Origin of the sequence: Lysobacter silvisoli (genome assembly GCF_003382365.1) — a bacterium.
Classification (GTDB): Bacteria; Pseudomonadota; Gammaproteobacteria; order Xanthomonadales; family Xanthomonadaceae; genus Lysobacter; species Lysobacter silvisoli.
In genome coordinates this window covers 545,603-566,011 of sequence record NZ_QTSU01000002.1, presented here as the reverse complement: position 1 = coordinate 566,011, position 20,409 = coordinate 545,603, and the positions used below count along the sequence as shown (strand labels likewise).

Sequence of the window (20,409 nt, the reverse complement as noted above, 5' to 3'; positions counted from 1 at the left end):
CGCCGCTATGAATACGATGACTCCGTTAGCCACCGACCGGCCGGACACGCTGTCCACCAGCTTCTCGGCCAGCTACGCCGGCGTGGTGGCCTTCATCGCCGTGGCCAGCGAAGGCAGCTTCGCGCGCGCCGCCGACCGCTTGGGCGTGGGCCGCTCGGCGGTGAGCCGCAGCGTGCAGCGCCTGGAAGACCACCTGGGCGCGCGGCTGTTCGTCAGGACCACGCGCTCCACCTCGCTGACCGGCGAGGGCGAACTGTTCCTGGAAAACTGCCGCCCCGGCGTGGAGCGCATCATGCAGGCGCTGGAGGAGATCCGCGACCTGCGCGACGGGCCGCCGCGCGGGCAGCTGCGCATCGGCGCCACGCCCGCATTCGGCCGCAAGGTGCTGGCGCCGCTGCTGGGCGAGTTCCGCGCGCGTTATCCGGCCATCGGCGTCGAGCTGGTGCTGGACGAGCGCACGGTCGACCTGGCGGTGGATCGCATCGACCTGGTCTTCCGCGACGGCCGCTTGGACGACAGCCAGGTCATCGCCAAGCAACTGGTGCCGATGCAGATGCTGGTCTGCGCTTCGCCGGAGTACGCGCGCCGCCTCGGCCTGCCCGCGTCGGTGGAGGAACTGGCCGATCACGCGTGCATCAACCGCCGGCTGGGCAACGGCCGCCTGCGCGCTTGGGAATTCCGCATCGACGGCCGCGCCCAGCGCGTGTTCCCGCAAGGCGATTGCGTGTACAACGACGACGAGCTGATGCTGCAGGCGGTGCTGGACGGGCAGGGCCTGGCGCAGTTGCCCGCGTTCCAGGCCTGCGAACTGCTGCGCAGCGGCCGGCTGGCGACCTGCCTGGGCCGCTACGCGCCCGACGACGGCGGGCATTACCTGTGCTACCTGAGCCGGCGCCAGTTGCCCAAGCGCATGCGCGCCTTCATCGACTTCGCCACCACCCACGTACGCGCACTGAATCTGGATTGCGCGAGGTGGGGCGAGTACCACGCTCAGAGCGAGGCGCCGTACGCCGCCGCGGCCGAAGCGGCGGCGTGAGCGCGTATTGGTGCCTTGCCGGCAACACCGTGCGGCCCGACGCCCGCCTAGCGCGGCCCGGGCGCCGTGCCTAGCATGGGGTCGGTGTTCGCCGCCGCATCCGTGGCGCGGCGGACCGACCCAACACGGCAAGGATCGAGGCGCAGCATGAAAATCGTGGTGATCGGCGGTACCGGACTGATCGGCAGCAAGGTGGTCGCACGCCTGCGCGAGCTTGGGCATGAAGCGGTGGTCGCCGCGCCGTCCACCGGCATCGACATCCTGTCGGGCGCGGGGCTGGACGAGGCCATGGCCGGTGCCGAGGTCGTGGTCGACCTGGCCAACTCGCCCTCGTTCGAAGACGCGGCGGTGCTGTCGTTCTTCCAGACCGCCGGCCGCAACATCCTGACGGCCGAGGCCCGGGCCGGCGTGCGCCATCACCTGGCCCTGTCCGTGGTCGGCACCGACAAGCTCTCGGCCAGCGGCTACTTCCGCGGCAAGATCGCGCAAGAGGCGCTGATCCGCGGCTCGGCCGTGCCCTACACCATCGTGCACTCGACCCAGTTCTTCGAATTCCTGCCCGGCATCGTCCAGTCGGCCAGCGTGGGCGACCAGGTGCATCTGTCGCCGGCGCTGGTGCAGCCCATCGCGTCGGACGACGTGGCCGACGCGGTCACCCGGCTGGCGCTGCAGCCGCCGGCCAACGGCATCGTGGAAATCGCCGGGCCCGAGCGTGAGCCGCTGTCCGGCCTGGCCCGGCGCTTCATGGCGGCCAGCGGCGACGCGCGTGTAGTGGTCAGCGACGAGAACGCTCTGTATTTCGGTGCGCGGTTGCAGACCGACACCCTGGTACCGGCCGGCGCCGCCTGGCAGGGCGCGATCGGCTTCGAGCGCTGGTTCGCCCAGACCGGCTCCACGCGCAAAGCGACCGGCGGCTAGTACGGATACGCGTGCGGCGAGCCGCCACCCTGCCGCCGCCTTCGCCGCGCTCATCGGCCTGCCGCCGCGCATTGCGGCGACGATCCGCATGCGCTGTACGCGTTCGACGATGACCTAAAACGATGTTCCGGGACCGGCCGCGGACGGGTTCCGGCGCCGGCACGCTCAACGCCCTTGGCAGCGTTCGGCCCCGGCATTGGCCGGCGCCAGCGCCGGATACAGCAGCGAAGACGAGTCGTCGTTGTGCAGGTTGCCGTGGCGGCGGAAGTGCTCCAGATAGGCGAGCGCGTCGCGGGTGATGAAGCTATGCGCGCCGGTGACGCCCAGATCGGTGTCGTAGGCTTCGGTCAGCAGGCGCTCGGCCTCCGCGCGCCGGCAGGTCTGATGGGCGTAGGCCGCGCGGTACAACAAGGCGTAGTGGGTCATGACCTGGTTGGCGAAGCCGGGCTTGCCGCGTAGCTGTTCGCGGATGAGGGCGAAATCGCGGTCCGCGCCCGCGGGGTCGCCGCGCAGATAGCGCGATTCCGCCACGCTGTTGCGGGTGAACATGCCGTAGAGGTCGTCCGGCGCGAAGTAGCGGCGGACGTTCTCCTGGCTCACGCGCAGCCACGACGCGCCGGCCTCCAGGTTGGCCGCTCCGCCCTTCCGGGTCAGCGCCCGCCCCAGATACAGCTCCTCCCATGGCGCGGGCAAGTGGCCGGCGCGCTTGATCCGGATGTTGTCCTCGAACAACCCGATCAACTCCTCGAAGTCGCCGGGCCGTTGCAGCGAAGGCGCCAGATCGCCCAGGCGCGCGGCGATGCGGTACTTGGCTTGCAGCGTTTGCGGATGCGTGGGCCCCAGCGTGGCCTGGTAGATGGCCAGGCCGCGCCGCAAGACCGCCAAATTATCGCGCGCGTCGTTGCTGCTGCGGATGTTGGAACCGGTGATGATCGCATAGGCATAGGTCGGATGGTCGCGGCCATAGCTGGCTTCGATCAGGCGTTCGCCGGTCAGCGTTTGCTCTTGCGCATCGACCTGGTTGCCGCTCAATAGCTGGGCCTGCCCCAGATAGATCCAGGCGAGTCCGGTCTTGGGGTGCCGTTCTCCCAGCGTGCGATGGCGGCTGTCGACCAGGCGCTGGGCCACCGCGATGTCCACCGTCGAGCTGGCCGCGAAAGAAACCAGCAGCAGGCGTTCGCGTGCGTCGTCGGCCAGTACCGGGTTGATCGGATCGGCAAGGAGGATCGCCCGCGATGCGTCGTCCCGCGCCTGCTGGAAGCGAAGCAGCAGGGTTCTGAAACTGCTGCGCAGGATCAGCAGTTCGGCCAGCAGTTCGCGATCGGTGGTGGCGCCGTGCTCCGGGATGTGTGCGAGAGCCGCATCGATGGTGCGCAGTGCGCCGTACGGGTCGCCCTGTCCCCATTGCGCGGTGGCCAGCTGCGCCTCGAAGCCGGAGCGTGCGCGGCGCGAACGGGGATCGTCGCGGTCTTGCAGCTGGCCGATCCAGCGGCGTGCCAGCGCCTGGGCCTGCGCGTGCTGCGCGTGCGTGTTGAGCAGGGCCAGCTGCGTGGCGGCGACATAGCCGTCGCGGTCGGCTTGTCCCTGCAACACGGCCTGCGCCCGTTCCGCCAACTCCTGCGCGTGCCCATAGTCGCCGACGACAGCGTAGCCGCGGGCCAGAGCGGCCAGGCTGCGCGCGTGCAGCTCGGCGTGCTCCGCCAACGGCATTTGGTTCAGTTCCTGCTCGGTTTTGCCCAGCAGCTCACGAGAAGAGAACGGCGTGGCGCCTATGCCCGACAACGTCGCGTTGCCCAGGGTGGAGGCGAACAGGCGGCCGACGGCCTCGCTGGCCTGCGCTTCGCTGGCCATGCGTCGTTGTTGATGCAGCATCACGCCGAGGGAGGACGCCAGCGCCAGGAGCAGCATCGCGACCAGGCCCATCGTCAGGCGGTGCCGACGCAGGAAGCGCCGCACGCGGTAGTAGCGCTCGCCGCTGCGGGCTTCGACCGCGCGTCCGTCCAGCCATCGCTGCAGGTCGTCGCCTAAAGCGCGCGCGCTGGCGTAGCGCCGCTCCGGATCGACCGCCACCGCTTTGGCGGCGATGGCATCGAGGTCGCCGCTCAGGCGGCGGGACAGGTCTTCTGGGTCGGCGGCCGCGCGCTGCCGGGCCTGTTCCTGCGTCGCGCGCGCGGCATTGGCGGACAGCGCATCCGGCTCCTTGGGCCGCATCGCCGGCAGCATCGACCAGATGCCCCACTCCGGCGCCGGCGCGCCCGCGCCCAGCAACCGGTACATCAGCGCGCCTAGCGCATAGATGTCTCCGGTAGGGCCATAGGCGGCACCGGCCATCACTTCCGGCGCGGCGTAGGCGCGCGAAAGCGCGATCTGCGGGTGATCGGCGGCGATGTTCGGGCCCAGCGCCGCGGAAATGCCGAAGTCGACCAATTGCAGGCGGCCGTCGTCGGCGACCAGCAGGTTGGAGGGCTTGAGGTCGCGATGGAGGACGCCGCGGCTATGGGCATAGGCCACGGCGTCGCACGCCTGCTTGAGCAGTTCCACGCGCGCGCGCAAGGCGGCGCCGCGCGTGTCGCACCACAGGTCCACGGCGACGCCGTCGACGTAGCGCATGGCGAACCAGGGCTGTCCGTCGCTGCCGATGCCGCCGTCGAGCAGATCGGCGATGCCGGGATGGTCCAGCGCGGCCAGATGGCTGCGCTCGGCCAGGAACGCATTCATCAGCGCGGGCGATATCAGCCTGGAACGCACGCATTTCAACGCCACCCGCTTCTGGTACTCGCCGTCGTCGCGATAGGCCTCGTACACCGTGCCCATGCCGCCGTCGGCGATGGCGCGGTGGATGCGCCAGGGGCCCAGGCGGGTGCCGATGCGCGTCTCGCAGACCGCTTCGTCGGCCGGCGGCGCCGGCTGCTCCCGGCGCGCTACCGTTTCCAGCGCCGGCGTATCCAAAGGGCTGGGAGCCGCCGCTGCCGCGACCAGCGCCAGCAAGGCCGTGAGCAGTTCGGGATCGCTGTGCGTCAGCGAATCGCGCATGCCCGCGCGAGCGGCCTCGCCCAGGTCGGTATAGCGGTCGAACAGCGCCAGGGCGCGCAGTTTGGTCCTGATGGCGGCCGACGGCGATGGCGGCATGCGGGCGCGCAGGCTATTCCGCGTCGTCGTACAGGGCCGTGTCGCCGAGCACGCTGCTCAGAAAGGCGCGTGCGCGCACCCAATCGCGGTGCACGGTGCGCGGCGTGATGCTCAGGATTTCGGCGATCTCGGCATCGGTCATGCCGGCGAAATAGCGCATCTCCACGACCTGGCCCAGGCGCGGTTCGGACTCGGCCAACAATTCCAGCGCCTGGTGGATAGCCAGCATGCGCTCCAACTCGGGATCGTATTCGGCCTCGGCATCGGGCCGGCTGCTGAGGATCGCATCGCCGCCCACGTCGCGGCGCTTGGCGGCGTGGCTCTGACGGATCTCGTCGATCAGGGCGTAGCGCATCGCCCGCGCCAGCACGCCGACCAGGTGGTCGCGGTTCTGGTAAACCAGCGGCGACTGGCTCAGGCGCAGCCAGGCGCGGCTGACCAGCGACGTGGACGAGCGCGCCGGTCCCGACCAGTGCTTGCGGATCTGCTGCTGCGCCAGCGCATGCAGCTCCTGGTACAGCACCGAGTAGATGCGGTCCCAACGGATGGCCTGCTTGTTCTGGGCCTGGGCGATCAGTTCGGTGACCGATTCCAGTGCGCTGTCCGGAATGCCGGGCGGGTCGGCGTCGGTGGCGGCAGCGGCGGGGAGCGCGCCGTCGCACTGTGTTTCGCGCGCTTGCATGCCTGGATCTCTCGTCCTGAAAGGTGGCGGCATGCGCGGGCATGTCGCGATGAAATGATTCCGCTTTCGCCGGCGATAACGCAACGGATTCCGACGGACGCTCATGGCAGTGTGCCTGTCCGGTCGCGTCCGCGCACGTGCGGTAGCCGGCGTTTGCGAGCGCGCGATGAGTGTCCGTTCAGCCTGGTTCGGGCCGCTCCCAAACCTGTCTGAGTCCAGTACCGGAGCGCGATTAAAACACCATGGCCATGGCCTAAACGCGACCTCCGTTCGCCGGGCGACACCGCCGTTCGCGGCCCGCCCCGCACTTGCACGCTGACCGTCAACACCCACGGCCCCGGCGCGGTGACCGGCGCGGTGGTGCGCGACGCGCCGGGCGCCGGGATCGCCTGCCCGGCGGCCAATGCCGTGACCGTCACCGGCAACGGCGTGCCGGCGGGTGCGTTCACCGTCGCCAGCCGGACCGGCGCCGGGATCGCGTTGGGCGCGCTGGCTAGCGGGCAGAGCGCCACGCTCGCGTTCCGGTGCACGGTGAACTGCCGCGGCCGTGGCGCGGCGACGTGCGCGGGTCGCGTCTCGGCGACCGTCGCGGCCTAGCGGCCGACGGCCGCCTCGCAAAGCCTTTCGATCACCCGGCTGCCTGCGCGGGCCTGTTGCTGGTCGGCCGGGGCGAATTCGGTCACGGTGAGGCCGACCAGATCGGCTTCGCGGGAGATGCGGCGCAGCAGGGCCACGGCCTCGTCGACGGCCAGAGCGCCTTCGGGATAGGCGACGTACGGGAACTCGCGCGGATCGAGCGCGTCGAGGTCGAAATGCACGTGCACCGGCCCGTCGATGGGCGCCTGCGGGTCCAGCCGGCGCAGGTCGAGTTCGCTGCGCAGCGCGTGATCGCCCGCGTCGCCCAGTTCGTCGCGGACGCCGAAGTAGCGGAAGCGCGAGGGCTCCAGGGGCGCGCCCAGATAGGGACGCATGGGTTCGGGCGCACGTCCCAGGATCGCGCTCACCGGCATGCCGTGGAAATTGCCGCTGGGCGAGGTGGCGGGCGTGTTGCCGTCGGCGTGGGCATCGATCCAGATCACCCGCAGGCCAGGATGCAGGCCGTTGAGATAGCCGATCACCGCCACGTCCACCGCGCAGTCGCCGCCGGCGGTGAGCACGCGGCGCGCGCCGGAGCGCGACAGGATGTCGTGCGCGCTGCGGAACTGCGCGAACACCGCGTCCCAGCGGTTGACGCCGTGCGCGTCCTGCGCCGGGCCCTCATGCGCCGGCACGCGTACCAGCGGCGCGTAGCGGCCGCACACCGCCGCGGCGGCCTCGGCGCCGCGCGGCAGGTGTTCGTGACGGCCCGAACCCTGCCATTGCGGGTAAGCCAAGGCCAGATCGAACAGGGTTCGTTGCAGGGCCATGCAGTGCGCTCCGCCTTCTCGAGCAGGCAGTCTGCGCCCAGACCCGCGCGGGGGAAAGCGCGATCTGCGTGGATCGGGCGGCCGCCGGCATCGGCCATCGTCGGGCCCGGCGTGCGCAACGAGCGGTGCACCGGCTGCCGTGCTGGATTTTGGCCGCAGGGTTCGGTGCGGACCGAGGCGTTCGACACCTCGCCGGTGCTGTTCGTCACCTCCGGCTTGAGCGGCACGAAAGTCCGATTGGATGATGCGGCCCGTCTAGTGCGGCTCCGCCGTATGCGCGGCAGGCATGGACGCCCATGAACTCACCCTCTCAGGATTCGCACATGCATTCCAAGCCTTCGCTCCTCGGCGCCATGCTGATCGCCAGTCTGTCCGTCACCGGCTGCGCCGCCGTGGCGTCCAAGACCAACACGCTGACCGACGAACGCATCCTTTCGGAAACCGGCGGCGTGCTGGGCCTGTCGCCGTCGGAGCTGACGCTGGTCGAGCGCCGCACCGAAGGCGTCAACACCTACGTGACGCTGAAGGCCAAGAACGGCAAGACCTACGCTTGCACCGTCAACGGCGGCAATCTGTTTTCCTTCGGCATGACCAACCCGCCCGTCTGCAGCGCGCGCTGAGCGCGCGCGATACGCGACCCGAGCGGGCTGGCCCGTGGCGCCGCTCGGGTCGCGGGCGGGAAGGGCGGTAACGGTGCCGGACCGACTTCGCCCGCGTCGATCCCGCTCTCCCGCCGCCCTTCATCCGCCTGGCTCCTGCACAATACGAATCCGCCCCGGGGCCAGGACCGAAGCGCGCGATGTCCGACCGACTCACGATGCCGCCCCCTTCCTTCGGCCGCAGACTGCTGTCGGATCGCCGGCGCGCCTCGATCCTGGTCGCGGGCGTCGTGGCGTGGTGGACGCTTTACGCTCTGATGCTGGCCGGCCAAATGGTCGACCTGCGGTCGGCGTCGGGCCAGGCCTACGGCTGGCCGCAAGCCTTGGTCTCCGCCTTCGGCAGCAGCTGGGCCTGGGTGCCGATGACGCTGGCGGCCTACCTGTCGGTTTCGCGCTTCCCCCTGGGCCGCAAGCGCTTTCTCGCCGGCCTGGCGATCAACGTGGGGCTTATCGCCGGTTTTATCGTCTTCAAGGCGATCTATGCCGTGGTGACCAACCCGATCTTCGACTGGTATCCGGCGTTGCCGCCGGTTACCGAGATTCTGGTCACCAGCTTGAGGAACAACGTGATCCTGGGGGTCATGGTGGTGGCGACCATACACGGCGTGGTCTATTTCGAGCGTATGGAAGAGCGCGAGCATCGGCTGGCCGCGCTGGAAACCAACTTGGCCCTGGCCCGGCTGGAGGCGGTCAAGGCGCAGATCAACCCGCATTTCCTGTTCAATTCGCTCAACTCCGTGGCCGAGCTGATGCAGGTGGACATCGAGCAGGCGGATCGGATGCTGGTGGCCATCTGCGAAATGCTGCGCGACGGCCTGCGCGCGGACCAGAAGCAGGAGCGGCCGCTACGCGACGAGCTCAAGCACGTGACGAACTACCTCATGATCGAGGAAATCCGCCTGGGCGAGCGCATGACCTCGCATATTCGCGTCGACGAAGCGTGCCTGGACGTTCCGGTGCCGTCCCTGTCGTTGCAGCCTTTGGTGGAAAATGCCGTCGTCCACGCGATCGCCCGTTCGCGCACGCCCGGGTGGGTCAGCGTCACGGGCTGGATCGACGGCGCCGATCTGCATGTGTCCGTGGAGAACTCGCGCGCCTTGGAAGGCGCACGCAAAGGCGGCAACGGCATGGGGCAGCGCGTGGTCGAGGAGCGCTTGCGCCTGCTGTACGGGGATCGCGGGCGGATGCACAAGCACGAGCAGGAGACCGACGTCTACCGCGTCCAGATCCAGGTACCGCTGCCGGAGCGCGGCGATCCGTCGGGCCGGTCGGCGCAGGGCGCGCCGCTATGACGCTCAGCGCGGTCATCGTGGACGACGAGCCGCTCGCGCGGCAGCGCTTGCGCCGCCTGCTGGGCAAGGTCGCGGGTTCGCTGATCAACGTCGTCGCCGAATGCACCGATGTCGACGAGCTGATACGGCTGGCGCGGCGCACGCGGATAGACGTGCTGTTCTTGGATATCGAGTTGCCGGGAGGAGATGGCTTCACAGCGCTGCGGCGCTGGAACGGACCGCCGCCGCAGGTGGTGTTCGTTACCGCTTACGAGCAGCATGGCGTACGGGCGTTCGACGACCGGGCGGTGGACTACCTGCTCAAGCCGGTGTCGCCGCAGCGGCTGCGCGAAACGGTGTCGCGTCTGGAGGCACGCCTGCCTTCCGCTGCCTCTGGCGGCCCGACCGCGGATGTGCGCAAGCTTCCGCTGCCGGTCGGACGTCGCGTCGCGATGGTGGACGAAACCGATATCCAGGTGATCCGCGCGCAAGGCAACTACTTGGACATCGAGACCAAGCGCGGGACCTTCACCCTGCGCCGTCCTCTGGGCGACTTCGTCCAGGAGCTCGACGGCAGCGCCTTCATCCGCGTGCACCGTTCCTCCGTCATCCGCATCGCCGCCACGGTCGAGGTACTGGCCTTGGGCTCGGGGCGATACCAGATCACCCTGGATTGCGGGCGCGCGATCGTGAGCGGCCGGCAGTACCGCGAGGCGGTCCAACGGCACTTCATCGCCTGGATGGCCGAGCCGGGCGCCGCCGCGCCACGCAAGTGACGGCTGGGTGGCGGGCGCCGGATCGGTAGCCGCCGGTGAAGTGGTGCGGACCGCACCGCCGCGGTGACGAACGACATTCGCAAGGCCACGGTGCGCGGACATGCTCGCATCAACGCCTGCCTCCGCATCCTCCCTCCGGGCCTGTGCGTCCGGGATGCGGCGATCGGCGCCTTTCGAATCAGCTGCGCGACTGCGCAGGAGTTCCCGCCATGTCCAAGCCGAGGTGGGCATTCGCCGCCCTCGCATACCTGCTCGCGCTCGCGCCGACGCCAAGCGGAGCGGCTCCTTCTTCGGCGGAAGAGGGAGGAATCGTCGTGACCCGATCCATTCAGGGCGCATGGTTGCTCAAGGACGATCCCGCGCAGCCCGGACGCAACTGCGCCGTGCGGTTCTTCTCCGCGCGCAAGAACGCCGCCGGCATGGCCTTGATCGGGCCCACGTCCCGCTCGAAGAGTTCGATGATCCTGCTGGACGGGCCGGACATTCCCGCGCCGCCGGCGCCGAAAGAAGTGCGTATCGATGTCGACCAAAGAGGATTGGCGACTACGAGCATGCGCGCCAACCAGATGCCCGGCCCGCACTCCAGCGGCATGCTCGCCGTTCAAGTCGGCGATTTGCGCCAGACCATGGCGTCCATGCGCGCCAGCGAGAGCGACATGAGGGTCCGGATGGACGGCGCCGAGGTGCTGACCCTGAACTACGACGGTTTGAACGAAGCGCGCGAGGCGATGTCGGCCTGCCTGGACGGCAAGCGATACGCGGGCAAGACCGTCAGGGAAGCCACGGCGGAGATCCGGCCGCTGGGCGCCTCGACCATCGCCGGCAGCGCCTACTACAAGGGTGCCCTGCTGGCGAAGAAGCAGTACCCGCCGAAGGGCAGCCAGGCGGTGGGGCTGATCTGGATGACCGACGAGTTCAAGGCCTGGTACGAGCAGGTCAAGCGCGACAAGAAGCTTCCGCCCACCATTCCGGAAAGCATCCTCAAGCACTTCATGTCGACCACGATCGTCGACGACCAGGGCGGCTTCCGCTTCACCCGCCTGCCGCCCGGCGAATACATGCTGATCGCCAACTATTCCTATAAGGAAAACGTGAGCCGGCAAGAGGTGATCGGGCGCACCGACGTGTATGCGGGCAACCGCTACATCGGCTCGAACGACCATATCGCATCCTGGTCGTACGATGTGATGCAGGGCACTTCGTATCACAAGACGGTGTTCGTCCGGCGCGATGGCGACACGGTGACGGTCAGCCTGGACAAATCCCAGTTGATTTGCTTTTTCGTCTGCCTGTAGCGCGGGCTCAGTCCCGCTTGCGCCAGAACGCCAGGTAGGCCAGCACCACCGTCAGCGTCACCAGCAGGCTCACCAGGATCGCGAAGCCGTGGGCGTGGCCGGAGAACGGCACGCCGCCCACATTCATGCCGAACAGGCCGGCGACCAGGTTCACCGGCAGCGCCAGCACCGTCACCACGGTCAGCACGAACAGGGTGCGGCCGGTCTGTTCGTTGACCAGGGCGGCCAGTTCTTCCTGGATCAGCTTGACCCGCTCGACCAGGGCTGCGGAATCGCCGATGGAGGTGGCGAACTCCTCGGCGGCCTGGCGCAGGTCGGCCACGTCTTCGCGGTCGATCCAGGCTGGCGGGCGGTTGAGCAGGCGGAACAGCGCGGTGGGCTCGGGCGCGAGCAGGCGCTGCAGGCGCACCAGGCTGCGGCGCAGCGCGCCCAGTTCCTTGCGGTCGGTGCTGATGCGGTTGGCCAGCAGCCGGTCCTCGATCTCGTCCACGCGCGCGGTGGATTTGCGCAGGATGTCGGCCAGCACGTTGGCCTGGCCGCGCAGCAGATCGGCCAGCAGTTCCACCGGCGAGCGGAAGGCCTGGCCGCCGCGCACCGCGGTGCGCAGCTGCTCCATCGAACGCAACGGCCGCAGCCGCGCGCTCACCACCAGCCGCGGCGCGATGCACAAGCTGGTGGTGCCGACTTCGGACGCGTCGAAGGTGGTGTCGAACAGCACGTCGTGGATCACCGCGACCAGGCGGCCGTCGTCGAGTTCGAGGCGAGTGGATCCGACTTCGCTGCGCAGCGATTCCAGGAAGGCGTCGGGCAGGCCGAGCGAGCGGCGCAGGAAGCGCTCGGCGCCTTGGTTGGACAGCGAGAAATGCAGCCACAGGAAATCATGCGAGGCCGACGCTTCGTCGTCAGCCAGGAACGCCGCTACGTCGTCGGCGCCGATGGGTTCGGCCGCGCGCTCGGGCGAGAACCGGTAGCCCCAGATCAGCCCGTCCTTGTCCGAGCCGTAGGAGGTATCGATGCTCCGCATGCGGGAATCCGGTGTCTGTACGCGCGCAAGAGTAGCCGATCGCGCTGTCCGCCGGTTTGCGCTAGCGATACACGGACCGGCTTGTCACGCCGTTGTCATGCACCGAGCCGGATGCGGCAGGTTTGGATCGCTTCAGTGCGGTCAGCTCGTGCCGTACGCCGCCAACAGCAGCAGCGCGAATGCGGCCACTGCCGCGAGCGCATGCGCGATCACCAGCCACTTCGGCAGCAGGCGTTGACGCCACTTGTAACCCAGGCTCATCACCGCGCCGCCGGCCGCGGCCAGCAGGAACAGTGCCAGCGCCAAGGTGGCGGTGGGTGGGACAGGCGTGGTACAGATCGCGTAGGCCAGCAAGGTCAGGCCCGATGCGGCCAGCAGCCCGTGCAGCATGGCCAGCCAGGCCGGTGGGTTGTGCCGGCTCGCGAAACGGATGGCGGCCATGGTCAGGCCGCCCAAGGCGGTGATGGCCAGCACGATGGCGGCGGTCTGGAGCATGTCGCGTCTCCAGCAGGGGGAGTTCGAGCTTAGGCCCGCTGCGGTGATCGCGCCGTGCGAGGCGAGTGAGGCGCAGGTGACGAACCCGCGGCGGCGTCTTGACGCGCCATCCACGTGGCCACGCTTAGTCCTGTCGCCATGGCCGTCAGACGCTCCTCCAAGACCCGCGCGCGTCCCAAAGGGCTGCGCTATGTAAACGACGGCGAACCCGGCATCCATCGCCGCCGCGCCGGCCGAGGTTTCGCCTACCGAGACGCACGCGGCCGCGCGGTACGCGCTACGGCTACGCTGCAGCGCATCCGCGCGTTGGCGATACCGCCGGCCTATACCGACGTGTGGATCTGCGCCGACGCGCGCGGCCATATCCAGGCCACCGGCCGCGATGCGCGCGGGCGCAAGCAGTACCGCTACCACGCGCAATGGCGCCAGCAGCGCGACGAGGGCAAGTTCGATCGCGTGCTCGCCTTTGGCCGCGCGCTGCCGGCGCTGCGCCGGCGTGTGCGCCGCGACCTGCGCCTGCCCGGCTATCCGCGCGACAAGGTGTTGGCGATGGTGGTGGCGGTGATGGCCGAGACCCTGCTGCGCATCGGCAACGGCGAGTACGCGCGCAGCAACCGCTCCTTCGGCCTGACCACGTTGCGCAACCGTCATGTGGCGTTCTTGCGCGGTGGCCGCGCGCTCCTGAGTTTCCGCGGCAAGGGCGGACAGGCGCAGCAAGCCGAGCTCAACGACGCGCGCCTGGTGCGAATGATGCGCGGCGTGCAGCAGCTGCCGGGGCAGGCCTTGTTCCAGTACCGCGACGACGAAGGCAAGGTGCAGCCGGTGGACTCGGGCGCGGTCAACGCCTACCTGCGCGAGGCCATGGGCGCGGAGTTCACCGCCAAGGACTTCCGCACCTGGGGCGCGACCCTGGCCGCGTTCAAGCGCCTGGCGGCGACGCCGCTGCCGGTGCCGGGCCGTAACGGCGCGATCAGCGAACGCGCCTGGGCGAGCGCGGAGACCGAGGTGGTGGGCGAGGTCGCGCAGTTCCTGCGCAACACCGTGACCGTCTGCCGCAAGGCCTACATCGATCCGCAGGTGTTCGCCGGTTGGCGCGACGGCCGCCTGGCGCGCTGCGCGGACGGCGCGCGCAGCGAGGCGCAGTGGGAGCGGGCGGCGCTGAAGTTCCTGCGCGCGAGCCGCCGCTCCGCTGCGCGATGAGCGTCAGCGCGCCGCCTGGCCGCCGTGCGGCCGGGCCAGCAGCCGCTGGATCGTCGCCTCGGTGGTCGCGTAGTCGCCTTCTCCGAAATGCTGGTAGACGATGCGGCCGTCCTGATCGATCAGGTACAGCGCCGGCCAGTAGCGATTGTGGTAGGCGTTCCAGGTTCGATAGCCGTTGTCCTGGGCCACCGGGTAGGTGATGCCGAAGCGCCGCACCGCGGCCTGCACATTGTCCGGATTCTTTTCGTAACCGTATTCGGGCGTATGCACGCCGACCACGACCAGGCCCTGATCGCGGTACTTGGCATGCCACTGTTTGACGTAAGGCAGCACCCGGATGCAGTTGATGCAGGAGTAGGTCCAGAACTCCACCAGCACCACCTTGCCGCGCAGCTGGCGCAGGGTCTGCGGCGGGCTGTTGAACCAGCGGTCGATGCCGGTGAATTCGGGCGCTACCGGCGCCGGAGAGCTGTGAGTAGGTTCGACTGGATCGGCGATCACTTCGGGCGAACAGGCCGAGGCGAACAGGCAAGCGGTGAGCAGGGTCAGGGCGGAAGGCAGTTTCATGGTCAGAGTCCTTGCGAGAGGGGAGGAAGCCATTGGGTGGCCCAGGCCGAGACCAGCGCGTCGTACTGCAGCAGTTGCAGCACGGCCACGCCGATGGCGATGGCGCCGAACAGGCGGCGGAAGGCGGTGGCGTGGCGTTGCAGGAACGCAAGACGCGCGCTCACCCAGTGCCCGCCATAGGCGATCAGCAACATGGGCAGGCCCGCGCCCAGCGCGTAGACGCCGAGCAAGGCGCTGGCCTGGCCCGGCGCTTGCGCGCTGGCCGCCAGCGACAGCACCGAGGCCAGCACGGGGCCGGCGCAGGGTGTCCAGGCCAGGCCCAGCGAGGCGCCGACCAGCAATGCGCCGAGCTTGCCGGCGATAGGCGGACGCGGCGGTGCGACAGGCGAACGCAGGGGCAGCAGCGCCCGCATCCGCGCGAGCGCCCATTCGAACGGCGCGGGCCACAGGCAGGCCAGGCCGGCGAGCAGCAGGACGACGATGGACGCGGTGCGCACGTTGCCCTGCAGCTGGCCGGACGAGGCCGCCAACGCGCCGATCAACAGCCCGCTAGCGGCGAAGCTGGCGGTGAAGCCCGTCACCACCAGCAGCGGCTGCACCCGCCCGCGTCCGGCACTGGTGGCCAGCACGATCGGCAGCACCGGCAGGATGCAGGGCGAGAGGATGGTGGCCATGCCGGCGGCCAGGGCCAGAGCGAATTCGATCATGGGGATGCCTGCTGGGCGTTGGCACCGCGCGGCAGCGCGCAGGGCGCTGCCGCGTGCTTGGTGCGCGCGACGGCGTTCAGACCAGACGGATCTGCACGTCGATGTTGCCGCGCGTGGCCTTGGAGTAAGGGCAGGTGCGGTGAGCCTGATCGACCAGGGCCTGTGCCTGCTCCGGCGCCAGGCCGGGTAGCGACACATCGAGGCGGGCCTGCAGCTGGTAGCCGTCGCCGATCGTGCCCAGGTCGATTTCGGCATCGATCGCCAGTTCCTTGGGCACGGCGATCCGCAGCTGGCGCGCGGCGATCTTGATCGCGCCTTCGAAGCACGCCGACCAGCCGGCGGCGAACAGTTGTTCGGGATTGGTGCCCGGGCGGCCGCTGCCGGGCGGCGACAGGGCGATGTCCAACTGGCCGTCGTCGCTGCGCGAGCGGCCCTCGCGGCCGCCGGAGGTGTGGGTCTTGCCGGTGTAGAGCACGGTGTCGAGCGCGTTCATGGGGAGTTCCTTGCGGTGGGTGGGTGAAGCCGTGCGCTCAGGGCGCCAAGCGGGTGAACACGTAGTCGCGGTCGCGCACGCGAGAGGCGTGGCAGGCATGGCAAGTGCGGTGCTGGACGGCATCCGCGGGACGTCCGTCGATGAAGCGCGCATAGCCCCAGCCGCCGGTGGCGGCGTAGCGCCGCGCGTCCTTGACCATCACTTGCACGGTGGTGGCCTGGCCCGGAATCGACGCCGGTGCGAAGTCCGGCGAAGGCAGGTGCTTCCAGGCGCGTTTGACCAGCACGCTGCCATCGGGGAAGGGGCGCACGCCCTGGCGATAGGCGCGGATGGCCACTTCGTTGGCGACGACCGCGCGCAGTTCGTCCAGCGGCGCGGCCTCCTGCGCGGGCGCGACCAGCGGCCACTCGGGATAGCCCTCGGGCAGGCCTACTCCGTAGATCGGCGCGACGGGACCGGGGCGTTCGTCGCTGCGTCCGTCGTATCGGCAGGCCAGCACTGCCAGTACGAGAGCGGCCGCGGCGGCGGCCGGCAAGAGATAATGGAGACGGTTCATGACGAGGCTCCTGCCTTACAGACGGGTGGCATCGACGACCGCCTGCACGAAGGCTTGCGGCGCTTCCTGCGGCGGGTTGTGGCCGATGCCGCCGCGCAGCAGGCGGTGTTCGTACTTGCCGGTGAACTTGGCCGCGTACGTCTCCGGCAGCGGATGCGGAGCGCCGTTGGCGTCGCCTTCCAGGGTGATCGTGGGCACGCCGATGCTCGGTGCCTGCGCCAGTCGCTGCTCCAGCGCCGCGTACTTGGCCTCGCCCTCGGCCAGGCCCAGGCGCCAGCGGTAGTTGTGGATGGTGATGGCGACGTGGTCGGGGTTGTCCAGCGCGGCGGCGCTGCGGGCGAAGGTGGCGTCGTCGAACTTCCACTGCGGCGAGGCCAGGCGCCAGATCTGCTTGGCGAAGTCGTGGGTGTACTGGGCGTAGCCGTCGCGGCCGCGGTCGGTGGCGAAATAGAACTGGTACCACCACTGCAGCTCGGCCGCCGGCGCCAGCGGCTTGCGGCTGGCCTGCTGGCTGCCGATCAGGTAGCCGCTCACCGACACCAGCGCCTTGACCCGCTGCGGCCACTGCGCGGCGACGATCGCGGCCGAGCGCGCGCCCCAGTCGTAGCCGGCCAGGGTGGCGCGTTCGATCTTCAGCGCGTCCATCAGCGCGATCACGTCGGTGGCCAGCGCCGCGGGTTCGCCGTTGCGCGGCGTGTCGGCGGAACGGAAGCGGGTGCTGCCGTAGCCGCGCAGGTGCGGCACGATCACCCGGTAGCCGCGCGCGGCCAGTTGCGGCGCGACCTGGGCATAGCTGTTGATGTCGTAAGGCCAGCCGTGCAGCAGGATCACCACTTCGCCATCGGCCGGGCCCAGGTCGGCGTAGCCGACGTTCAGATCGCCCGCATCGATGTGCCGGTCGGCGACCAGCGGCGCGACCGGCGTCGCCGCAGCGGGGGCCGGAGCGGCGGCCTGCGCGGCGCCGGCCAGAAACCATTGCGCGGCCAGCAGCCAGGGCGTCAGGCGGGCCGCGGCGCGGAGGGCATTCGTAGGCATGGTCGTACTCCCGAGGGTGGAGGGGGCGGCAGGCCCCGTTGGCGATGGGGGCCATTGCACGCCGCAGGCTTGTCGCCTCCGTGTTCCCGGGAGCGGGGTTTTGTCGGGTATTGGCGCGAAAGCGCGCCTGGATACACAGGCTTACAAAGCCGGCGGATTTGTATCCGAATGTAGGCAGCCGGCCGGGCGACGCATTGCGATACCAAGCGGCGGCAATGGCGACAAACCCGGCTTACGCGGCGGCGCTGCAATGGCGGCTCCCAACCGCAAGGAGCACTGCCATGTTGCGTTCCACCGTTCTCACCTTATGCCTCGCCGCCGCCGTCCTGCCCGTGGCGCACGCCGGCGAACGACGCGCCGAAGCCAAGCCCACCGTGGTGCTCGTGCACGGCGCGTTCGCCGACGCCTCCAGTTGGGACTTGGTGGCCGAACGCCTGCGTCAGCGCGGACTGCCGGTGGTGGCGGTGGACAACCCGCTGACCTCGCTGGACGCCGCCGCCGCCGCCACCCGGCGCGCGATCGCGCAGGCGCCGGGCCAGGTGGTGCTGGTCGGCCATTCCTGGGGCGGCACGGTGATCACCCAGGCCGGCGACGATCCCAAGGTCAGCGCGCTGGTCTACGTGGCCGCGTTCGCGCCGGACGCGGGCGAGAGTTCGAGCCAGCAGCTGCAGCGCTACCAGATGACGCCCGGCGCGCAGAAGCTGCAGAACCAGGGCGGCTTTCTGTCGCTGTCGCAGGAAGCGGTCGCGACCGACTTCGCCCAGGACCTGGCGCCAGAGGCGCAGGCGCAGGTCTACGCGCATCAATTGCCGCTGAAGGCCTCCGCGCTGGCCGAGCGTGTCGATCGCGCGGCGTGGAAGTCGCGGCCCAGCTGGTACGTGGTCTCGCGCCAGGACCGCACGCTGTCGCCAGCGCTGCAGCGGGACACCGCCCGCCGCATCGGCGCCGAACTGCGCGAGGTCGACGCCGGACACGTTTCTCCGCTGGCAGCGCCCGACGAGGTCAGCCAGGCCATCGTGGACGCCAGCGCGGCCGCGCCCGCGCGTTAACATTCGCGCTGCGGGCATCGCGCCCGCCGCCGGCGGAGAGCAGCATGAGCCACATCGATCACATCCTGGTCGTCGACGACGACCGCGAGATCCGCCAGATGGTGGGCGAGTACCTGCGCCGCAACGGTTTGCGAGTGAGCCTGGCCGCCGACGGCCGCGAGATGCGCGCGGCCCTGGACACCAGCGACGTGGACCTGGTGGTGCTGGACGTGATGATGCCCGGCGAGGACGGCCTGTCGCTGTGCCGCAACCTGCGCGCGGGCAAGCACCGTGCGGTGCCGGTGATCCTGCTGACCGCCCGCGACGACGAGACCGACCGCATCGTCGGCCTGGAAATGGGCGCGGACGACTACGTGACCAAGCCGTTTTCGCCGCGCGAGCTGTTGGCGCGCATCAGCGCGGTGATCCGGCGCGCGCGCATGCTGCCGCCGAACCTGCAGGTGTCCGAGGCGGCGCGCCTGATCGGCTTCGGTCAATGGCGCCTGGACACCGCCTCGCGCCACCTGCTGGACGAAAGCGGCACCGCCTACGCGCTCAGCGGCGCGGAGTTCCGCCTGCTGCGGGTGTTCGTGGACCATCCGCAACGCGTGCTCAGCCGCGACCAGCTGCTCAACCTCACCCAGGGCCGCGACGCCGAGGTGTTCGACCGCTCCATCGACCTGCTGGTGAGCCGTTTGCGCCAGCGCCTGGGCGATGACGCGCGCGAGCAGACCTACATCAAGACCGTGCGCAGCGAGGGCTATGTGTTCTCGCAGCCGGTCGTGCTGATCGGCGACCAGGCATGAACGCCACGGCGCCGCCACGCCGCCTGCGCCTGCTGCCGCGCACCCTGGGCGCGCGCCTGCTGCTGATCCTGGCCACGGGTCTGCTGCTGGCGCATGCGCTGTCGTTCGCGCTGCTGTTCTACGAACGCGCCATGGCCACGCGATCGATGATGCTGTCCGGGCTGGAGCAGGACATCCAGGTCAGCGTGGCCCTGCTCGAACACCTGCCCGCGGCCGAGCGCGCGCAGTGGCTGCCGCGCCTGGAGCGACGCACCTACCGCTACCTGCTGCGCCCCGCGCAGGCCGGCACGCCGCTGGACGGCGACCGCGCACGCCAAGTCGCCGGGCTGGTCGACGACGCCTTGCAGCACCGCTACTCATTGCGGCCGCGCGCGGTGTCGGCGTCGCCGGAGCGCTACGAACTGGAACTGACCTTGGCCGACGGACAACCGCTGACCGTGGAGTTCACGCCCGCGCCGATGCCGATCGCGCGCTGGCTGCCGTGGATGCTGGGCGCGCAGGTGGTGCTCCTGCTGATCTGCGCCTGGCTCGCGGTGCGCCTGGCCACGCGGCCGCTGGTGCGGTTGGCCGCCGCGGCCGAGCGCCTGGATCCGGCCCAGGCCGGACCGGCCCTGTCGCAGGAAGGGCCCCGCGAAGTCGCGCAGGCGGCGCGCGCGCTCAATGCGTTGCAGGCGCGCGTGGCCGCGCACGTGTCCGAGCGCATGCAGATCCTGGCCGCGATCTCGCACGACCTGCAGACCCCGATCACGCGCATGCGTCTGCGCCTGGAGTCGTTGGACGACAGCCCCGCGCAGGCGCGCCTGATCGAGGACGTGGGCCAGATCAGCCAGCTGGTGCGCGAAGGCGTGAACTACGCGCGCAGCGCCAACGCGGTGACCGGCGCGCCGGTGCGGCTGGATCTGCCATCGTTCCTGGACAGCGTGGTCGCCGATTACGAAGACATGGGCAAGCCGGTGACGCGCGGGCGGGGCGAGGCAGGCGCAGTGCAAACCCACCCGCAGGTGCTGCGGCGGATCGTGCAGAACCTGATCGACAACGCGCTGGCCTACGCGGGCGGCGCGGAAGTACGGCTGCGCGCGGGTGACGGCGGCGGCCTCTGCATCGATGTGCTGGATCGCGGTCCCGGCATTCCCGAAGACCAGCTCGACGCGGTGCTGCAGCCCTTCCACCGCCTGGAACCGTCGCGCGGCCGCGCCAGCGGCGGCACCGGCCTGGGCCTGGCCATCGCCGTGCAGCTGACCCAGTCGCTGGGCGGTCGGTTGCGCTTGAGCAACCGCGAGGGCGGTGGCCTGCGGGCCAGCATCGAACTGGCCTGAGAGCGCAGCA

Annotated in this window: 21 protein-coding genes; 11 read left to right on the top strand and 10 right to left on the bottom strand. The window is 70.0% G+C overall.

The annotated features are described in order from the left end of the window. Positions 1 to 7: 7 nt before the first annotated feature. A complete protein-coding gene (locus tag DX914_RS13750) occupies positions 8 to 1,036 on the top strand; it encodes a LysR family transcriptional regulator (RefSeq protein WP_115859679.1) in 1,029 nt (342 codons plus the stop codon). 147 nt (positions 1,037 to 1,183) lie between these two features. Further along, positions 1,184 to 1,954, top strand: coding sequence for an SDR family oxidoreductase (locus DX914_RS13745; protein WP_115859678.1), 771 nt, complete (start codon positions 1,184 to 1,186; stop codon positions 1,952 to 1,954). A 165-nt stretch (positions 1,955 to 2,119) separates the two neighbouring features. Here the strand turns inward: DX914_RS13745 and DX914_RS13740 are convergent, their stop codons facing one another. Beyond that, the gene (locus tag DX914_RS13740) at positions 2,120 to 5,083 is read right to left on the bottom strand and encodes a serine/threonine protein kinase (protein WP_115859677.1); all 2,964 of its coding nucleotides are present in this window, start codon (positions 5,081 to 5,083) and stop codon (positions 2,120 to 2,122) included. Between the two features lie 13 nt (positions 5,084 to 5,096). Next, positions 5,097 to 5,765: an ECF-type sigma factor gene (locus DX914_RS13735; protein ID WP_158549300.1), complete on the bottom strand. Its 669-nt coding sequence runs from the start codon at positions 5,763 to 5,765 to the stop codon at positions 5,097 to 5,099. A gap of 231 nt (positions 5,766 to 5,996) precedes the next feature. On the opposite strand from DX914_RS13735, the gene DX914_RS13730 reads away from it, so the two are divergent. Beyond that, the gene (locus tag DX914_RS13730; RefSeq protein WP_115859675.1) at positions 5,997 to 6,362 is read left to right on the top strand and encodes a DUF11 domain-containing protein; all 366 of its coding nucleotides are present in this window, start codon (positions 5,997 to 5,999) and stop codon (positions 6,360 to 6,362) included. On the opposite strand, the gene DX914_RS13725 is transcribed toward DX914_RS13730, so the two are convergent. Beyond that, positions 6,359 to 7,171 carry an arginase family protein gene (locus DX914_RS13725; RefSeq protein ID WP_115859674.1) on the bottom strand — a complete coding sequence of 271 codons (813 nt, stop codon included), beginning with the start codon at positions 7,169 to 7,171 and terminating at the stop codon, positions 6,359 to 6,361. The two genes, DX914_RS13730 and DX914_RS13725, sit on opposite strands and share 4 nt — an antisense overlap. 323 nt (positions 7,172 to 7,494) lie before the next feature. Here DX914_RS13725 and DX914_RS13720 point away from each other — a divergent pair, with 323 nt between their 5' ends. From DX914_RS13720 to DX914_RS13705, 4 genes are all read left to right on the top strand, one after another. After that, entirely contained in the window at positions 7,495 to 7,791 is a 297-nt protein-coding gene (locus DX914_RS13720) for a hypothetical protein (RefSeq protein ID WP_196778910.1), read from the top strand. Between the two features lie 179 nt (positions 7,792 to 7,970). After that, positions 7,971 to 9,122, top strand: coding sequence for a sensor histidine kinase (locus DX914_RS13715; protein ID WP_115859673.1), 1,152 nt, complete (start codon positions 7,971 to 7,973; stop codon positions 9,120 to 9,122). After that, entirely contained in the window at positions 9,119 to 9,877 is a 759-nt protein-coding gene (locus tag DX914_RS13710; protein WP_115859672.1) for a LytR/AlgR family response regulator transcription factor, read from the top strand. The genes DX914_RS13715 and DX914_RS13710 overlap by 4 nt, the downstream gene beginning before the upstream one ends. Before the next feature lie 209 nt (positions 9,878 to 10,086). After that, positions 10,087 to 11,172, top strand: coding sequence for a carboxypeptidase-like regulatory domain-containing protein (locus DX914_RS13705; RefSeq protein ID WP_196778909.1), 1,086 nt, complete (start codon positions 10,087 to 10,089; stop codon positions 11,170 to 11,172). Between the two features lie 7 nt (positions 11,173 to 11,179). Here DX914_RS13705 and DX914_RS13700 read toward each other — a convergent pair whose 3' ends face one another. Together DX914_RS13700 and DX914_RS13695 are read right to left on the bottom strand one after the other, a co-directional pair. Next, on the bottom strand, positions 11,180 to 12,196 hold the full coding sequence (locus DX914_RS13700) for a transporter (protein ID WP_115859671.1): 1,017 nt from the start codon (positions 12,194 to 12,196) through the stop codon (positions 11,180 to 11,182). A gap of 141 nt (positions 12,197 to 12,337) precedes the next feature. Beyond that, entirely contained in the window at positions 12,338 to 12,691 is a 354-nt protein-coding gene (locus DX914_RS13695) for a hypothetical protein (RefSeq protein ID WP_115859670.1), read from the bottom strand. 138 nt (positions 12,692 to 12,829) lie between these two features. Between DX914_RS13695 and DX914_RS13690 the strand changes: the two genes are divergently transcribed. Continuing rightward, entirely contained in the window at positions 12,830 to 13,891 is a 1,062-nt protein-coding gene (locus tag DX914_RS13690; protein ID WP_115859669.1) for a DNA topoisomerase IB, read from the top strand. 3 nt (positions 13,892 to 13,894) lie between these two features. Here DX914_RS13690 and DX914_RS13685 read toward each other — a convergent pair whose 3' ends face one another. The 5 genes from DX914_RS13685 to DX914_RS13665 all read right to left on the bottom strand — a co-directional run bounded on the left by DX914_RS13685 (position 13,895) and on the right by DX914_RS13665 (position 17,249). Next, positions 13,895 to 14,458 carry a thioredoxin family protein gene (locus tag DX914_RS13685; RefSeq protein WP_115859668.1) on the bottom strand — a complete coding sequence of 188 codons (564 nt, stop codon included), beginning with the start codon at positions 14,456 to 14,458 and terminating at the stop codon, positions 13,895 to 13,897. Between the two features lie 2 nt (positions 14,459 to 14,460). Then, positions 14,461 to 15,165, bottom strand: a complete 705-nt coding sequence (locus DX914_RS13680; protein ID WP_158549296.1) for a cytochrome c biogenesis CcdA family protein — start codon at positions 15,163 to 15,165, stop codon at positions 14,461 to 14,463. Positions 15,166 to 15,241: 76 nt separating this feature from the next. Then, on the bottom strand, positions 15,242 to 15,658 hold the full coding sequence (locus DX914_RS13675; RefSeq protein WP_115859666.1) for an organic hydroperoxide resistance protein: 417 nt from the start codon (positions 15,656 to 15,658) through the stop codon (positions 15,242 to 15,244). A 37-nt stretch (positions 15,659 to 15,695) separates the two neighbouring features. Continuing rightward, positions 15,696 to 16,214 (bottom strand): cytochrome P460 family protein, encoded by a 519-nt coding sequence (locus tag DX914_RS13670; RefSeq protein ID WP_115859665.1) that lies wholly within the window; start codon positions 16,212 to 16,214, stop codon positions 15,696 to 15,698. Between the two features lie 15 nt (positions 16,215 to 16,229). After that, positions 16,230 to 17,249, bottom strand: a complete 1,020-nt coding sequence (locus tag DX914_RS13665) for an alpha/beta fold hydrolase (protein ID WP_115859664.1) — start codon at positions 17,247 to 17,249, stop codon at positions 16,230 to 16,232. Positions 17,250 to 17,530: 281 nt separating this feature from the next. Between DX914_RS13665 and DX914_RS13660 the strand changes: the two genes are divergently transcribed. From DX914_RS13660 to DX914_RS13650, 3 genes are read left to right on the top strand one after another with little or no spacing between them, the layout of a single operon-like run. Then, the gene (locus DX914_RS13660; protein WP_115859663.1) at positions 17,531 to 18,298 is read left to right on the top strand and encodes an alpha/beta fold hydrolase; all 768 of its coding nucleotides are present in this window, start codon (positions 17,531 to 17,533) and stop codon (positions 18,296 to 18,298) included. Between the two features lie 44 nt (positions 18,299 to 18,342). Further along, positions 18,343 to 19,083, top strand: a complete 741-nt coding sequence (locus tag DX914_RS13655; RefSeq protein ID WP_115859662.1) for a response regulator — start codon at positions 18,343 to 18,345, stop codon at positions 19,081 to 19,083. Continuing rightward, complete coding sequence (locus DX914_RS13650; protein ID WP_115859661.1) at positions 19,080 to 20,399, top strand: sensor histidine kinase; 1,320 nt, start codon at positions 19,080 to 19,082, stop codon at positions 20,397 to 20,399. The genes DX914_RS13655 and DX914_RS13650 overlap by 4 nt, the downstream gene beginning before the upstream one ends. The last annotated feature ends 10 nt before the right edge of the window (positions 20,400 to 20,409 follow it).

Coding starts and splice junctions, on each gene's coding strand:
- DX914_RS13685 (WP_115859668.1), bottom strand. CDS start 14,458: ATGAAACTGCCTTCCGCCCTGACCCTGCTCACCGCTTGCCTGTTCGCC.
- DX914_RS13650 (WP_115859661.1), top strand. CDS start 19,080: ATGAACGCCACGGCGCCGCCACGCCGCCTGCGCCTGCTGCCGCGCACC.
- DX914_RS13700 (WP_115859671.1), bottom strand. CDS start 12,196: ATGCGGAGCATCGATACCTCCTACGGCTCGGACAAGGACGGGCTGATC.
- DX914_RS13660 (WP_115859663.1), top strand. CDS start 17,531: ATGTTGCGTTCCACCGTTCTCACCTTATGCCTCGCCGCCGCCGTCCTG.
- DX914_RS13710 (WP_115859672.1), top strand. CDS start 9,119: ATGACGCTCAGCGCGGTCATCGTGGACGACGAGCCGCTCGCGCGGCAG.
- DX914_RS13655 (WP_115859662.1), top strand. CDS start 18,343: ATGAGCCACATCGATCACATCCTGGTCGTCGACGACGACCGCGAGATC.
- DX914_RS13680 (WP_158549296.1), bottom strand. CDS start 15,165: ATGATCGAATTCGCTCTGGCCCTGGCCGCCGGCATGGCCACCATCCTC.
- DX914_RS13735 (WP_158549300.1), bottom strand. CDS start 5,765: ATGCAAGCGCGCGAAACACAGTGCGACGGCGCGCTCCCCGCCGCTGCC.
- DX914_RS13675 (WP_115859666.1), bottom strand. CDS start 15,658: ATGAACGCGCTCGACACCGTGCTCTACACCGGCAAGACCCACACCTCC.
- DX914_RS13745 (WP_115859678.1), top strand. CDS start 1,184: ATGAAAATCGTGGTGATCGGCGGTACCGGACTGATCGGCAGCAAGGTG.
- DX914_RS13695 (WP_115859670.1), bottom strand. CDS start 12,691: ATGCTCCAGACCGCCGCCATCGTGCTGGCCATCACCGCCTTGGGCGGC.
- DX914_RS13665 (WP_115859664.1), bottom strand. CDS start 17,249: ATGCCTACGAATGCCCTCCGCGCCGCGGCCCGCCTGACGCCCTGGCTG.
- DX914_RS13670 (WP_115859665.1), bottom strand. CDS start 16,214: ATGAACCGTCTCCATTATCTCTTGCCGGCCGCCGCCGCGGCCGCTCTC.
- DX914_RS13720 (WP_196778910.1), top strand. CDS start 7,495: ATGCATTCCAAGCCTTCGCTCCTCGGCGCCATGCTGATCGCCAGTCTG.
- DX914_RS13715 (WP_115859673.1), top strand. CDS start 7,971: ATGTCCGACCGACTCACGATGCCGCCCCCTTCCTTCGGCCGCAGACTG.
- DX914_RS13725 (WP_115859674.1), bottom strand. CDS start 7,171: ATGGCCCTGCAACGAACCCTGTTCGATCTGGCCTTGGCTTACCCGCAA.
- DX914_RS13750 (WP_115859679.1), top strand. CDS start 8: ATGAATACGATGACTCCGTTAGCCACCGACCGGCCGGACACGCTGTCC.
- DX914_RS13690 (WP_115859669.1), top strand. CDS start 12,830: ATGGCCGTCAGACGCTCCTCCAAGACCCGCGCGCGTCCCAAAGGGCTG.
- DX914_RS13740 (WP_115859677.1), bottom strand. CDS start 5,083: ATGCCGCCATCGCCGTCGGCCGCCATCAGGACCAAACTGCGCGCCCTG.
- DX914_RS13705 (WP_196778909.1), top strand. CDS start 10,087: ATGTCCAAGCCGAGGTGGGCATTCGCCGCCCTCGCATACCTGCTCGCG.